9 protein-coding genes are annotated in these 14,304 nt (G+C 70.0%); 3 read left to right on the forward strand and 6 right to left on the reverse strand.

Features of this window, described 5'->3' with window-relative positions; translation table 11 throughout:
• Positions 1-38: 38 nt before the first annotated feature.
• Complete coding sequence (locus ASD21_RS06745) at positions 39-1,091, reverse strand: LacI family DNA-binding transcriptional regulator (RefSeq protein WP_056438555.1); 1,053 nt, start codon at positions 1,089-1,091, stop codon at positions 39-41.
• A gap of 149 nt (positions 1,092-1,240) precedes the next feature.
• On the opposite strand from ASD21_RS06745, the gene ASD21_RS06750 reads away from it, so the two are divergent.
• Positions 1,241-2,818 carry an aldehyde dehydrogenase (NADP(+)) gene (locus ASD21_RS06750; RefSeq protein ID WP_056438564.1) on the forward strand — a complete coding sequence of 526 codons (1,578 nt, stop codon included), beginning with the start codon at positions 1,241-1,243 and terminating at the stop codon, positions 2,816-2,818.
• Between the two features lie 151 nt (positions 2,819-2,969).
• Here the strand turns inward: ASD21_RS06750 and ASD21_RS06755 are convergent, their stop codons facing one another.
• The 5 genes from ASD21_RS06755 to ASD21_RS06775 all read right to left on the reverse strand — a co-directional run bounded on the left by ASD21_RS06755 (position 2,970) and on the right by ASD21_RS06775 (position 10,072).
• Positions 2,970-6,554, reverse strand: coding sequence for a hydantoinase B/oxoprolinase family protein (locus ASD21_RS06755; protein ID WP_056438567.1), 3,585 nt, complete (start codon positions 6,552-6,554; stop codon positions 2,970-2,972).
• Between the two features lie 160 nt (positions 6,555-6,714).
• Complete coding sequence (locus ASD21_RS06760) at positions 6,715-7,338, reverse strand: hypothetical protein (RefSeq protein WP_056438569.1); 624 nt, start codon at positions 7,336-7,338, stop codon at positions 6,715-6,717.
• Between the two features lie 58 nt (positions 7,339-7,396).
• Positions 7,397-7,966 (reverse strand): TMEM165/GDT1 family protein, encoded by a 570-nt coding sequence (locus ASD21_RS06765; RefSeq protein ID WP_056438571.1) that lies wholly within the window; start codon positions 7,964-7,966, stop codon positions 7,397-7,399.
• 270 nt (positions 7,967-8,236) lie between these two features.
• The gene (locus tag ASD21_RS06770; protein ID WP_056438574.1) at positions 8,237-8,974 is read right to left on the reverse strand and encodes a DUF2793 domain-containing protein; all 738 of its coding nucleotides are present in this window, start codon (positions 8,972-8,974) and stop codon (positions 8,237-8,239) included.
• A gap of 90 nt (positions 8,975-9,064) precedes the next feature.
• A complete protein-coding gene (locus ASD21_RS06775) occupies positions 9,065-10,072 on the reverse strand; it encodes an NAD(P)H-dependent flavin oxidoreductase (protein ID WP_056438576.1) in 1,008 nt (335 codons plus the stop codon).
• Between the two features lie 172 nt (positions 10,073-10,244).
• Between ASD21_RS06775 and ASD21_RS06780 the strand changes: the two genes are divergently transcribed.
• Together ASD21_RS06780 and scpA are read left to right on the forward strand one after the other, a co-directional pair.
• Positions 10,245-11,702 carry a methylmalonyl-CoA mutase family protein gene (locus ASD21_RS06780; RefSeq protein WP_056438629.1) on the forward strand — a complete coding sequence of 486 codons (1,458 nt, stop codon included), beginning with the start codon at positions 10,245-10,247 and terminating at the stop codon, positions 11,700-11,702.
• Positions 11,699-13,852, forward strand: a complete 2,154-nt coding sequence (gene scpA / locus ASD21_RS06785) for a methylmalonyl-CoA mutase (RefSeq protein WP_056438579.1) — start codon at positions 11,699-11,701, stop codon at positions 13,850-13,852. The genes ASD21_RS06780 and scpA overlap by 4 nt, the downstream gene beginning before the upstream one ends.
• Positions 13,853-14,304 lie beyond the last annotated feature (452 nt).

Raw genomic sequence — 14,304 nt, forward strand, 5'->3', positions numbered from 1 at the left:
CGGCCGGGGACAGGCGCATGCGCCTGTCCCCGATCCCGCTATTTCGGCGCCGGCCCCGTCGAGGCTCGCACCATCAGCTCGAACGGCACCAGGGTGTTGCCGGCGATCTGCTTCTCGCCCGCCGCGCTGGCGCAAATCAGCATGTCGGCGGCCTTCTCGGCCATCTTGGCCACCGGCTGGCGCACCGCCGTCAGGGACGGCGTGCTCAGCCGCACCCCGATCGTGTCGTCATAGCTGAGGATCGACAGATCGCCCGGCACGGCCAGGCCGCGCGCCTGGGCGACGCTGACCACGCCCAGCGCCATCTGGTCGTTGGAGGCCATGATCGCGGTCGGCGGCTCGAGCAGGTCCAGCAACGCCTCGGCTCCCGCCACCCCGGCCTCGAACGTGAAGTCGCCCTTGTAGATCCGTGCGTCCGGCACGGGCAGCCCCGCCGCCGCCATGGTCGCCTGGAAGGTCTCGACCCGCAGGATCGAGGACGAGAACCTGTAATCGCCGGCGATCATGCCGATGCGCTTGTGGCCCAGGCCCAGCAGGTGCTTGGTCGCCTGTCGGGCGGCGGCGCGGTCGTCCATGTAGACCCGCGGCCCCTGCCCGCGCACCGGAGTGTTCAGGCGGACGAACGGGATGCTTCGCTTTTTCAGGGCGCCCAGCACCGCCGGGTTCTCGCAGTTGGGCGGCGTCAGGATCACGCCGTCGGGCTGCAGCGACGACAGCACCGCCGTGATCTGCCGTTCCAACTGGTCCGACTCGCGGTCGACCAGCTCGAACATCAGGTGGTAGCCCGACTGCTCGCAGCGCAGCATGGCGCCGTACAGCATCTGGTCGATCCACTCATTGCCGCGCTCGCTGCGCCAGTTGTCCAGAGTCAGGCGGCGGTCGTTGAAGGCGACCAGCAGGTAGGAACGAGAGCCGGCCATGGTCCGCGCGGCCTTACTGGGGCTGTAGCCAAGCTTCTCGACCGCCGCGAGCACCCGCGCCTTCAGGTCCGGCGTGACATTGGGCTCGTCGTTGAGCACCCGCGACACCGTCTTGACCGACACGCGCGCCTTTTCGGCGACATGGATGATCGTAGCCGGCCGCTTCGCCATTCAGAATCCTGTTTCCCCCCGGTTCGAACGACCGTAACCGGCGTGAAACATTCTGTCTGCCCCCAACGCCTTGACGACAATGGGAGCGGTATCATTTAAGACCCGAACCGAATTCGAACCACCCCTTCCGAACCACGAGGAACGCGCCTTTGTCCATTACCGGTGAACTTCTGATCGACGGCGGCGCCCGCCCCGGAGCCGGCGGCTCGATCCTCGCGGTCGATCCCAGCACGGGCGGCGCGCTGGACGTCACCTTCGGCGGCGCGACGAAAGCAGACCTCGACGATGCCTGCGCCCTGGCGGCGGCGGCTTTCGGCCCCTACCGCGCCACCTTGCCCGAACAGCGCGCCGTGTTCCTGGAAACCATCGCCGCCAAGATCGAGGCGATCGGCGACGCCCTGATCGTCCGCGCCATGGCCGAGACCGGCCTGCCCCGCGCCCGCCTGGAAGGCGAACGCGGCCGCACCATGGGCCAGCTGAAGATGTTCGCCGGCGTGCTGCGCGATGGCGGCTGGCTGGAAGCCCGCATCGACCCGGCCCAGCCGGACCGCGCGCCCCTGCCGCGTCCGGACCTTCGCCTGCGCAACGTGCCGCTGGGCCCGGTGGCCGTGTTCGGCGCCAGCAACTTCCCGCTGGCGTTCTCGGTGGCCGGCGGCGACACCGCCTCGGCCCTCGCGGCCGGCTGCCCGGTGGTGGTCAAGGCCCACCCCGCCCACCCCGGCACCTCGGAACTGGTCGGTCGCGCCGTCCAGGACGCCGTCAAGACGTGTGGCCTGCCGTCGGGCGTCTTCGCCCTGCTGCACGACGCCGGCATCGAGATCTCGCAAGGCCTGGTCGCCGACAACCGCATCAAGGCCGCCGGCTTCACCGGTTCGCGCCGCGCGGGTCTGGCCCTGCTGGCCATCGCTCAGGGCCGTCCCGAGCCGATCCCGTTCTACGCCGAGATGAGCAGCATCAACCCGGTCCTGCTCCTGCCCAACGCCCTGAAGGCGCGCGGCGCGGCCATCGCGCCGGACTTCGTCGCCGCCCTGACCCAGGGCGCGGGCCAGTTCTGCACCAATCCCGGCCTGATCCTGGGCATCGACGGTCCCGAGCTGGACGCCTTCCTGGCGGCCACCGCCGAGGTCATCGCCAAGGCCCCGGCCGGTCAGATGCTGACCCCCGGCATCTGCAAGGCCTACACCGGCGGCGTGAAGGCGCTGGCCGAGACCTCGGGCGTCACCGAAGTGGCCCACGGCCTGGACGGCGGCCACGGCCAAGGCCGTGCGACGCTGTTCTCGGTCGACGCCGCGACCTTCCTGACGACCCCGCATCTGCAGGACGAAGTGTTCGGCGCCGCCTCGCTGGTGGTCCGCGCCAAGGACCTGGCCCAGCTGATCCAGGTTCTGGCCGCCCTGGAAGGCCAACTGACCATCGCCGTGCACATGGACGAGGCCGACACCGACCTGGCCCGCGCCCTGCTGCCGACCCTGGAGCTGAAGGCCGGCCGCGTGCTGGTCAACGGCTTCGGCACCGGTGTCGAGGTCGGCCACGCCATGGTCCACGGCGGTCCGTTCCCGTCGACCTCGGACAGCCGCTCGACCTCGGTCGGCTCGCTGGCCATCTTCCGCTTCCTGCGCCCGGTCTCGTACCAGAACCTGCCGGCGGCCCTGCTGCCGGCGGAACTGCAGGACGGCAACCCGCTGGGCATCGCGCGCCGGGTGGATGGCAAGATCGTGCTGGCTTAACTCGCTTTCCAAGGCCCTCCCCCTGTGGGGGAGGTGTCGGCGAAGCCGACGGTGGGGGGAGTGATCGGCCGTCGGCCGCACCCCGGATCGACGATCTCAAAAACGCCGCCCACCGGCCTTCGGCCGCCTCCCCCACAGGGGGAGGACCTAGCTAGGCGGCCCCGTAGCCCCCGCCGCCCGGCGTCTCGATCACGATCGCATCCCCCGCCGCGACCTCGACCGCGTCGGTCGCGCCCAGCGCCAACACCGAGCCGTCCGCCCGCTCGACCCGCGCCTTGCCGAGCGCGCCAGCCCCACCGCCGGTCAGCCCGAACGGCGCCACGCGCCGGCGGTTGGACAGCAGGGTCGCCGTCATCGGCTCGCGGAAGCCGATCTTCCGCACGACGCCGTCGCCGCCATGATGCGTCCCCGTCCCGCCCGAGCCGCGCCGGATCGAGAACGCCTCGACCAGCACCGGATAGCGGCTCTCCAGCACCTCCGGATCGGTCAGGCGGCTGTTGGTCATGTGGGTTTGGACCGCGTCGGCGCCGTCGAAATCGGGCCCCGCCCCCGCGCCGCCGCAGATGGTCTCGTAGTACTGCCGCCGCTCGTCGCCGAAGGTGAAGTTATTCATCGTCCCCTGGGCCGCGGCCATCACGCCCAGCGCGCCGTAGAGGGCGTCGACCACCACCTGGCTGGTCTCGACATTGCCGGCCACCACCGCCGCCGGATAACGCGGCCGCAGCATCGAGCCCTCGGGGATCACCAGCTCGACCGGCCGCAGACAGCCGTCGTTCATCGGAATCTCGTCGTCGACCAGGGTGCGGAACACGTACAGCGCCGCCGCCCGGCAGATCGAGGCCGGAGCGTTGAAATTGGTCGGGACCTGGTCGCTGGTGCCGGTGAAGTCGACCCGCGCCGTGCGGGCCGCGCGATCGACGGTGATCGCCACCTTCACCACCGAGCCGTCGTCCAGTTCATAGGCGAAGTCGCCGTCCGACAGGGTCGCCAGCACCCGCCGCACGGCCTCCTCGGCGTTGTCCTGCACGTGGGCCATATAGGCCTCGACCACCTCCTGCCCGAACTCGGCGACCAGTCCGGTCAGGCTCTCGGCTCCACGTGCGCAAGCCGCCACCTGGGCCTTGAGGTCGCCGATGTTCTGGTCGGGATTGCGGGCTGGCCATTCGCCCGAGGCAAGCAGGGTTCGGACCTCGGCTTCCAGGAACCGCCCGCCCTCGACCAGCAGGAAGTTCTCGATCAGCACCCCCTCCTCCTCGACCGTGCGGCTGTTGGGCGGCATCGAACCTGGGGTAATGCCCCCGATGTCCCCCTGGTGGCCGCGCGCGGCGACGTAGAAGGCCAGCACGCCGGCCGCGTCGAACACCGGCATGACCACCGTCACGTCCGGCAGGTGGGTGCCGCCGTTGTAGGGGGCGTTGAGCATGTAGACGTCGCCGGGCTTCAGACCCCGGCCGTCGTGCAGCCGTCCGTCGCGGATCGCCCGCACGCTGTCGCCCATCGAGCCCAGGTGCACCGGCATGTGCGGGGCGTTGGCGATCAGGTTCCCGTCGCGGTCGAACAGGGCGCAGGAGAAGTCCAGCCGCTCCTTGATATTGACCGAATAGGCGGTGTTCTGCAGGGCGAAGCCCATCTCCTCGGCCACGGCCATGAACAGGTTGTTGAACACCTCCAGCATCACCGGATCGGCCTTGGTCCCGGCCGCCTGACGCGGGGCCAGGGCCGCGACGCGGTCGATGATCAGGTTCAGATGGCGGTCGACCGTGGCGCGCCAACCAGGCTCGATCACCGTGGTGCCGGTGTCCTCGCGCACGATGGCCGGCCCGGCCACCTCGCCGCCGATCGGCAGGGCGGCGCGGTCGAAGACCGGCGTGGCGTGCTCGGCGCCGGCCATGCGCACGGTCAGGGTCGCCAGGGGTTCGGGCTTGGAGTCCGCGCCGAAGCCCAGGTCCGGCGCCTCACCCGCGTAGGCATGGCCGATGGCCTCCACGGCCAGGGCCTCGACGACCAAGGCGGTGCTCGGCGAGACGAAGCCGAACCGCCGTTGGTGCAGGGTTTCGAACCCCTCGCGCACGGCTTCGACGTCGCCGAGCGGCACGCGCAGCGGCGTGTCGGTTCCGGCGTACTTGACCAGCAGGCTGGCGATCGTCTCGACACGGATCAACGGCACATTCTGGCCGCGCAAAGCCGCTTCCGCCTCGCCGGTCAGGACCTCCGCGCGGGCGGCCAGGTCGGCGGCGGCGTCGTTGAGCGGCTGCTCGACTGTCGCCTCGCGCAGCGTCCGCAAATCAGCCAGACCCATGCCGTAGGCGCTGAGCACCCCGGCGAACGGGTGGATCATCACCTCGGTCATGCCCAGAGCGTCGGCCACCAGGCAGGCGTGCTGGCCGCCCGCCCCGCCGAAACAGGCCAGGACGTACTTGGTGACGTCATAGCCGCGCTGGATCGAGATCTGCCGCACGGCCTTGGCCATGTTCTCCACGGCGATGGTCACGAAGCCCTCGGCGATCTCGACCGGCGTCATCGCCTTGCCGGTGGCCGCCAGGATCTCGGCGGCCAGGGTCTCGAACTTGGCCACGACCACGTCGCGATCCAGCGGTTGGTCGGCGTTGGGTCCGAACACCGCCGGGAAAAAGTCCGGCGACAGTTTGCCCAGCATGACGTTGCAGTCGGTCACCGTCAGCGGCCCGCCGCGCCGGTAACAGGCCGGACCGGGATTGGCGCCGGCCGAAGCCGGGCCGACGCGGAACCGTGCTCCGTCGAACGAACAGATCGAGCCGCCGCCGGCCGCCACGGTGTGGATGTTCATCATCGGGGCGCGCATTCGCACGCCCGCCACCACTGTCTCGTAGGCCCGCTCGTACTCGCCGGCGAAATGGCAGACGTCGGTCGAGGTGCCGCCCATGTCGAAGCCGATCACCCGCTCGAAGCCGGCCTGGACCGCCGTCCTGGCCATGCCGACCACCCCGCCGGCCGGGCCGGACAGGATCGCGTCCTTGCCCCTGAAGGCGTGGGCGTCGGTCAGACCGCCGTTCGACTGCATGAACAGCAGCCGCGTCTCCCTGCCCAAGGCGTCGGCCACCTTGTCGACATAGCGTCGCAGGATCGGCGACAGGTAGGCGTCGACCACCGTGGTGTCGCCACGTCCGACCAGCTTCATCAGCGGGCTGACCTCGTGGCTGACCGACACCTGGGCGAAGCCGACCTCGCGGGCGATAGCCGCCACCCGCGCCTCGTGGTCGGTGAAGCGGAAGCCGTGCAGCAGCACGATGGCCACGGCGCGGAAGCCGGCGTCGAAGGCGGCTTGCAGACCGGCGCGGGCGGCCCCCTCGTTCAGCGAACGCAGCACCGCGCCCTCGACGCTGATCCGCTCGTCGATCTCGACCACGCGCGTGTAGAGGGCCTCGGGCTTGACGATATGGCGGTCGAACAGCTTAGGCCGCGCCTGGTAGCCGATCCGCAGGGCGTCGGCGTGGCCCTGGGTGATCACCAGGACGGTGGGTTCGCCCTGGCGTTCGAGCAGGGCGTTGGTGGCGACGGTGGTGCCCATCTTGACCGCGTCGATGGCGCTCTGGCCGTCGAGCAGGGTCCGTACGCCGGCCACGGCGGCGTCTTCGTATTGCTCGGGATTCTCGGAGAGCAGCTTGTGGGTCAGCAGGGTCCCGTCGGGACGCCGCGCGACGATGTCGGTGAAGGTGCCGCCGCGATCGATCCAGAACTCCCAGCCGCGCTCGGTCATCAAGGTTCCCTTCGTGCAGGACCCTTGTGGCGCTGAGGCCCGTCCGCATCAAGAGCGGGCGGGCCTCGTCGGGTCAAAGCACGTGGAACAGGTACAGCAACAGGATGATCGGCAGTGGGATGCCCAGCAGCCAGAGGAAAATGCCCTTCATCGGAACCTCCTAGACGCTGGTGACCACGACGCGGGCGCGCCGGAACCAGACGGGGTGGCGGGCGCCGAGGCGGCCGCCGGCGACGGCGCCGATCGCGCCCAGGACCATGGTCGCCACGCCCCACCAAGCCAGGCTGGCGGTGGCGTCGCCGGCCTGCTCGGCCGCGGCCTTGGCGTCGGCGTCGCTGATCCGATCGTCCGGACCCGAGACTTCGTCGGCGGCCGTGGCGTAGGCCTCGACCGCCGCGTCGCCGCCGTGCAGGATGCCGCCGACGCTGCTGCCCAGGCCCGCGAAGGCCAGGACGAAGGCGACGCCCCAGACCGCCAGGCCCTGGAACAGGCCCCGGTGATGATCGGGATATTTGGCGGCGCGGGCGGCGATGTAGGCGCCGACCTGCAGAGCCACGGCGTTGGAGAACGCCACCCACAGGCCGCCGCCGATCGTCAGGGCCTTGGCGTCGCCGCTGTCCATGGTCCAAGGGTTGGCGGCGGTCGCGCCGATGGCCAGGCCCAGCATGTTGAGCAAGGCTCCCAACGCGATGGCCACCGCCACGCCCGCGATCACCGCGCCCCATGAGATCAGCGGGTGCGCGTAGACGTCTTCATGAAATTCCGATGGCGATAGGTCGCTCATCTTCCGTCCTCCCACAGTTCAGATGCGGGAGAACGGAGAGAGCGGGATTTCGGTTGCGTCAGGTGCGGAAGGCCTCGAGACCGGTCCAGACCCCAAGACCCAGGAAGATCAGCGCCGCGCCCAGGCGGACGTATTTCAGCGGCACGATCCTGGTCGCCGCCTCGCCCAGGTACACGGCCGGGATGTTGGCCGCCATCATGCCCAGGGTGGTGCCGGCCGCGACCCAGAGCACGTCGTGGAACCGCGCGCCCAAAGCCACCGTGGCGATCTGGGTCTTGTCGCCCATCTCGACCAGGAAGAAGGCGATGGTGGTGGTCAGGAACACGCCGTAGCGGCCCTTGCCGCCGGGCATGTCATCGTCGGCCTTGTCGGGGATCAGGGCCCAGGCGGCCATGGCGATGAACGAAATGGCGATCGCCCACTTGAACCAGACGCCGCCGAAGAAGCCCGAGGCCAGCGAGCCGGCCAGGGCCGCCAGGGCGTGGTTGGCCAGGGTGGCGACCAAGATGCCCAGGATGATCGGCACGGGCTTCTTGAAGCGGGTGGCCAGGATGATGGCCAGCAGCTGGGTCTTGTCGCCGATCTCGGCGATGGCCACCACGAGGGCCGAAACGAGCAGGGATTCCATGATCTAAAAACACCGTCCGGGCCGAGCGCGCGCCAATAGCGTCGGAGACCCCGCCCAGCCCGGAACGGAAACCGACGCCATTGGTCTCGCCGCGGAAGCTGGTGGCTTCCTTCACCCGCGCCATGCCCCTTCCACTCAAGAAAGAAAGGCAAGTGTGTTGACGACGGGCCCCGCTGACAGGCGCGGGCGGCTACTCCCCAAAGGTGGCGGCTGAGTAGCGGCATGCGCGGGTGGGGTCAACCGCCATGCCGCCACTGCGACGAAAAGGGATCAGACGGCCGCCGGCGGGTCGAACCTCATGACCTGGATCGACACGCGCACCTTGCCGCCGGTGAAGCTCCCGCCGGCCGCGGTGATCACCACCGGCGTGTCAGCGTAGTAGGCCGTCGGGCCGATCACCCCGACATTGCTGGCGTTCTTGGCCACGCCCAGCGACGCGCCGAACTTGCCCGTGTCGCCGGCCACGCCGCAGCTGTACGAGGTCGCCCCGGTGATCGCCACGCTGGTGCGGGTCGAGACGCCCAGCACGATGGCGCGACTGGGGATCGCCACGCTGGTGGCGACCGACGCGCCCGACAAGGTCACCTCCTGTTCGAGGATCTCGAACCGGGTGGCGGCGAAGAACGGCGAGCGGGCGGCCGTCAGGTTCTTGAAGGTGGAGGACAGCGGGGTCCAGTTCTCGCCGTCGTGGATCAGGGCCAGGCCCTCGTCGATGATCCAGGCCAGCCAGCCGGCCGAGGGCGCCAGGGTCTCCCAGACCCCGTCGACATGGCGGGCCAGCAGGCCGGCGGCCTTGTCTAACCACGCGGCGCCGGTCGCGCCGGCGGGCAGGATATGCATCGCCCCGTCGACGGGCGAGGCCGGCTGGGCGGCGACCGTGCGGCTATGGACAGCCAGCTGGACGAGGCCGTCCAGCTTGCCGAGGGCCTCGTTGACGGTGATGTGCTTCTGGGCCTGGCCGGCGGCGACGAAGGGCAGCGACAGGCGAGGCGTGACGTCGTTGGACATGGGAGCTCCTGGAGGGTTTCAACGCCTCCAGTTTCGCCCCGCCGGGAGTCCCGGAGGACCGACAGCCGTCGATCCCCTGCCCGTCCCCGTCTACTGGGCCGCGAAAGCCAGGCGGTGCCCCGAAGTCAGCGCGGTCTTGGCCGCCAGTTCCGCCTTGGCGTCCTCGTACTGCTCCGCGAACTTGGCCACCAGTTCGCCGGCCGACAGCACCGCGTCGATGGCGCCGACGCCCTGGCCCGAACCCCAGATGTCGCGCCAGGCCTTGGCCTCCTGGTTGCCGCCCGAGCCGAAGTTCATGGCCGAAGGATCGCTGACCGGCAGGTTCTCGGGATCCAGGCCCGCCCGGACGATCGACTGGCGCAGATAGTTGCCGTGCACGCCGGTGAACAGGTTCGAATAGACGATGTCGTTGGCCGAGGCCTCGACGATGGTGTCCTTGTAGCCCTGGGGCGCGTTGGCTTCCTTCGTGGCGATGAAGGCCGAGCCGACATAGGCCAGGTCCGCGCCCATGGCCTGGGCGGCCAGGATCGAGCGGCCGCAGGCGATCGAGCCCGACAGCGCCACCGGCCCGTCGAACCAGGCGCGGATCTCCTGGACCAGAGCGAACGGGGACAGGGTGCCGGCGTGGCCGCCGGCGCCGGCCGCGACCGGGATCAGGCCGTCGGCGCCCTTCTCGATGGCCTTGTGGGCGTGCTTGTCGTTGATCACGTCGTGCAGGGTGATCCCGCCGTAGCTGTGGATCGCGCCGTTCAGATCCTCGCGAGCGCCCAGCGAGGTGATCACCACCGGGACCTTGTGCTTGACGCACATGGCGATGTCTTCCTCGAGCCGGTTGTTGCTCCGGTGGACGATCTGGTTGACCGCGAACGGCGCCGAGGGGGCGTCGGGATTGGCCTTGTCGTAAGCCGCCAGCTCCTCGGTGATCCGCGCCAGCCACTCGTCCAGCTGCGAGATCGGCCGCGCGTTCAGGGCCGGGAACGACCCGACGACGCCGGCCTTGCACTGGGCGATCACCAGGTCGGGGTTGCTGATGATGAACAGCGGAGACGCGATGACGGGCAGGCGCAGGCGGTCGCGCAGGATCGGCGGCAAGGCCATGGGGGACGTCTCCTTTGTGGCGGCCGCTCCGGGCCGCTCATGTAAACGGCGTTAGCTTAAACGGTCGTTCGCACCGCGCGCAAGCGCTTGACCTACCCTAGGGCACAGGCGCATCTGCTGACCAAAACAAGAAAATGCTGCAGTGCAGGAGAGAGACGCCGTGACTCAGGCGATCACGCCGTTGGCGGAAGATTTCGGTCCCCCGGACCAGGCCAAGGCCCAGGCCAGGTGGATGGCCCTGGTCGAGAAGACCCTGAAGGGCCAGGCGTTCGACGACGCGCTCGTCACCAAGACTCCCGATGGAATCGCCATCCGGCCGCTCTACACGGCGGAAGACGGCGTGGCCGTGGCGCGCGATCTGCGGGCCCGCGACGCCGACCGTCCCTGGGACCTGCGCATGCGCGCCGCCCACCCCGATCCCCGCCAGGCCGCCGCCGAGATCATGAAGGACCTGGAGGGCGGCGCGGCTTCGGCGCTGCTGGCCCTCGACCCCACCGGCGTCAACGGCGTCGCCGTCGGTTCGCTGCAGGATCTGGCCCAGGCGCTGAACGGCGTGCTGCTGGACCTGGCCCCCATCGCCCTGGACGCCGGCTTCCTGGGCCCCAAGGCCGCCGACTGGCTGGGCGGCCTGGCCAAGGCCGCGCCCAATGCGCCCCTGGCCTTCCACATGGATCCGCTGACCGCCTTCGCCCAGGCCGGCGTCAGCCCCGGTCCGATCGAGGGCCACCTGATCTCGGCGGCGACCGTCGGCGCGCGGTTGTCCCAGACCTACGCCAAGGCCAGCCTGATGCTGGCCACCGGCCGCGCTGCGCACGAGGCCGGCGGCTCCAACACCGAGGAGCTGGCGGTGATGGCCGCCAGCGCCCTGGCCTACGCCAAGGCCCTGGTCCGCGCGGGCCTGTCGATGGAAGAGGCCTTCTCGCGCATCACCCTGGGCGTCAGCCTCGACGCGGAATACTTCACCGGCATCGCCAAACTCAGGGCGGCCCGGGCCCTGTGGGCGCGGATCACCCAGGCTTGCGGCGTCGCGGTTCCCGCCGTCATCGAGGCCCGCTCCTCGCACCGGATGCTGACCCGGGCCGACGCCTGGACCAACCTGCTGCGCCTGACCTCCGCGGGCTTCGCCGGCGCGGTCGGCGGGGCCGACGCCGTCGTGCTGGGCGCCTTCACCGACGCGATCGGCCTGCCCACGGCCTTCGCGCGCCGCCAGGCCCGCAACACCCAGCTGGTGCTGATGGAGGAGAGTCACCTGGGCCGCGTCGCCGACCCGGCCGGCGGCGCCTGGTACCTGGACAGCCTGACCGACCAGCTGGCCCGCGCCGCCTGGGGCGGCTTCCAGGCCATCGAAGCGGCCGGCGGAATCGTCAAGGCGCTGGAGAGCGGCCTGATCAGCGACATCGTCGGCGCCACCCGCGCCGCGCAGGAAGCCGCCTTCGCCGACAAGAGCCGCAAGATCCTGGGCGTCACCGCCTTCCCCAACGCCGACGACAAGCCGGTGGAGGTCGCCACGCCCAAGGCCGCCGACTTCGCCGCCGATCCGCCCAGCGTGCGTGTGCCCGGACCGGATTCCCGCTGCCCGCCCCTGACGCCCATCCGGTTCTCGGCCGCCTTCGAGGGAGCGCAAGCATGAGCCAGTTCCCCGATTTCAAGGACGTCGCCTTCGCGGCGGGGACGACGACCGCCGCCCCCGACGGCGCGGTCTGGACGACGCCCGAGGGCGTCGACGTGCCCCCGGCCTTCACGGCCGACGACACCGCCGGCCTGGACTTCACCGACGGCTATCCCGGCGTCGCGCCGTATCTGCGCGGCCCCTATCCGACCATGTACGTGACCAACCCGTGGACGGTGCGGCAGTACGCGGGCTTCTCGACCGCGGAGGACAGCAACGCCTTCTATCGGCGCAACCTGGCCGCCGGCCAGATGGGCCTGTCCGTGGCCTTCGACCTGGCCACCCACCGCGGCTACGACAGCGACCACGAGCGGGTGAAGGGCGATGTCGGCATGGCCGGCGTGGCCATCGACTCGATCCTCGACATGCGCACGCTGTTCTCGGGCATCCCGCTCGACAAGATGAGCGTGTCGATGACCATGAACGGCGCGGTGCTGCCGATCCTGGCGCTCTACATCGTCGCCGCCGAGGAGCAGGGCGTCAGCCCCGACAAGCTGTCCGGGACCATCCAGAACGACATCCTCAAGGAGTTCATGGTCCGCAATACGTACATCTATCCGCCCGGCCCCTCGATGCGGATCATCTCGGACATCTTCGCCTACACCTCGGCCAACATGCCGAAGTTCAACTCGATCTCGATCAGCGGCTACCACATGCAGGAGGCCGGGGCCTCGGCCGACCTGGAGCTGGCCTACACCCTGGCCGACGGCGTGGAGTACGCCCGGGCCGGCGTGGCGGCGGGCATGAGCATCGACACCTTCGCCCCGCGTCTGTCGTTCTTCTGGGCGATCGGCATGAACTACTTCATGGAAGTCGCGAAAATGCGCGCGGCCCGCCTGCTGTGGGCGCGGTTGATGAAGCGCGAGTTCGATCCCAAGGACGACCGCTCGCTGTCCCTGCGCACCCACAGCCAGACCTCGGGCTGGTCGCTGGCGGCGCAGGACGTGTTCAACAACGTCGCCCGCACCTGCGTCGAGGCGATGGCGGCCGTGAACGGCCAGACCCAGAGCCTGCACACCAACAGCCTGGACGAGGCCCTGGCCCTGCCCACCGACTTCTCGGCCCGGATCAGCCGCAACACCCAGCTGTTCCTGCAGATGGAGAGCGGCACGACCCGCGTCGCCGACCCCTGGGGCGGCAGCTACTACGTCGAGAAGCTGACCCACGATCTGGCGGTCCGGGCCCTGGCCCACATCGAGGAGGTCGAGGCCCTGGGCGGCATGGCCAAGGCCATCGAGCAGGGCCTGCCCAAGCTGCGGATCGAGGAAGCCGCCGCCAAGACCCAGGCCCGCATCGACAGCGGCAAGCAGAGCGTGGTCGGCGTCAACCGCTACAAGCCCGAGATCGCCGACGACATCCCGATGCTGAAGGTCGACAACAGCTCCGTGCGCAATCAGCAACTCGAGAAGCTGGCCCGCCTGAAGGCCGAGCGCGATCCGGCCAGGACCGCCGCGGCGCTGAAGGCGCTGGAGGACGGCGCGCGGGGGACCGGCAACCTGCTGGCCCTGGCCGTCGACGCGGCCCGCGCCCACGCCACGGTCGGCGAGATCAGCCTGGCCATGGAGAACGTCTTCGGCCGCCACCGCGCCACCATCCAGTCGATCCAGGGGGTCTACATGAAGGAAGCCGGCAGCGACCCGGCCGCCGCCCGGGCCAAGGCCATGGTCGAGGCCTTCGAGCAGGCCGACGGCCGCCGCCCCCGCATCCTGGTCGCCAAGATGGGCCAGGACGGCCACGACCGCGGCCAGAAGGTGATCGCCACCGCCTTCGCCGACCTCGGCTTCGACGTCGACATCGGCCCGCTGTTCCAGACCCCGGCCGAGGCCGCCAAGCAGGCGGTCGAGAACGACGTCCACATCGTCGGGGCCTCGTCCCTGGCGGCGGGGCACTTGACCCTGGCCCCGGAACTGAAGGCCGAACTGGCCCGGCAGGGTCGCCCCGACATCATGATGGTGGTCGGCGGCGTGATCCCGCCCCAGGACTTCCAGGCCCTGCGCGACGCCGGCGCCGCGGCGATCTTCCCGCCGGGCACGGTGATCGCCGAGGCGGTGATCGAGCTGCTGGACAAGCTGAACAAGCAGCTGGGCTATACCCAGGGCGAGGCGGCGTAGCAGCGCAAGCCCACGGGTTAGGTCCTCCCCCTGTGGGGGAGGCGATCGCGCAGCGATCGGTGGGGGGAGTCATCGGATCGTCGATCCGGGTTCTGACCTTCTGCCGATCACTCCCCCCACCGTCGCCCTTTGGGCGACACCTCCCCCACAGGGGGAGGACCTTGGAGGCGCGGCTTCGCCGCCTCACGCGGTTCACCGCTGAGCTGGATGGGGAGGGTGCGAAGCGCCCGGGCCTCGCCCGGATGATTTGCAGTTTTGAATACCGTTTCGACGAAGTCAGGCGCTTCGCGTGGAACCGTTATCCGGAAGCCTTCGGATCGCGGATTTTTAACCCGCTCCGATGGAGGCCCCCGACGGGCGGAGAGTTGGCGCTCCTTCGTCCTGTGTTGCAAGGAACCTGCCCAGGACCGTCGCGAAGGCGCCACTCAAGGCCACCGACAAGCGCTTCCCGC

Origin of the sequence: Caulobacter sp. Root1455, assembly GCF_001426905.1 — a bacterium.
Lineage (GTDB): Bacteria > Pseudomonadota > Alphaproteobacteria > Caulobacterales > Caulobacteraceae > Caulobacter.

Bases quoted from the DNA above. Each gene is read 5' to 3' on its own strand.
- ASD21_RS06765 (WP_056438571.1), bottom strand. From the start codon at position 7,966: ATGGAATCCCTGCTCGTTTCGGCCCTCGTGGTGGCCATCGCCGAGATC.
- scpA (WP_056438579.1), top strand. From the start codon at position 11,699: ATGAGCCAGTTCCCCGATTTCAAGGACGTCGCCTTCGCGGCGGGGACG.
- ASD21_RS06770 (WP_056438574.1), bottom strand. From the start codon at position 8,974: ATGTCCAACGACGTCACGCCTCGCCTGTCGCTGCCCTTCGTCGCCGCC.
- ASD21_RS06760 (WP_056438569.1), bottom strand. From the start codon at position 7,338: ATGAGCGACCTATCGCCATCGGAATTTCATGAAGACGTCTACGCGCAC.
- ASD21_RS06775 (WP_056438576.1), bottom strand. From the start codon at position 10,072: ATGGCCTTGCCGCCGATCCTGCGCGACCGCCTGCGCCTGCCCGTCATC.
- ASD21_RS06745 (WP_056438555.1), bottom strand. From the start codon at position 1,091: ATGGCGAAGCGGCCGGCTACGATCATCCATGTCGCCGAAAAGGCGCGC.
- ASD21_RS06755 (WP_056438567.1), bottom strand. From the start codon at position 6,554: ATGACCGAGCGCGGCTGGGAGTTCTGGATCGATCGCGGCGGCACCTTC.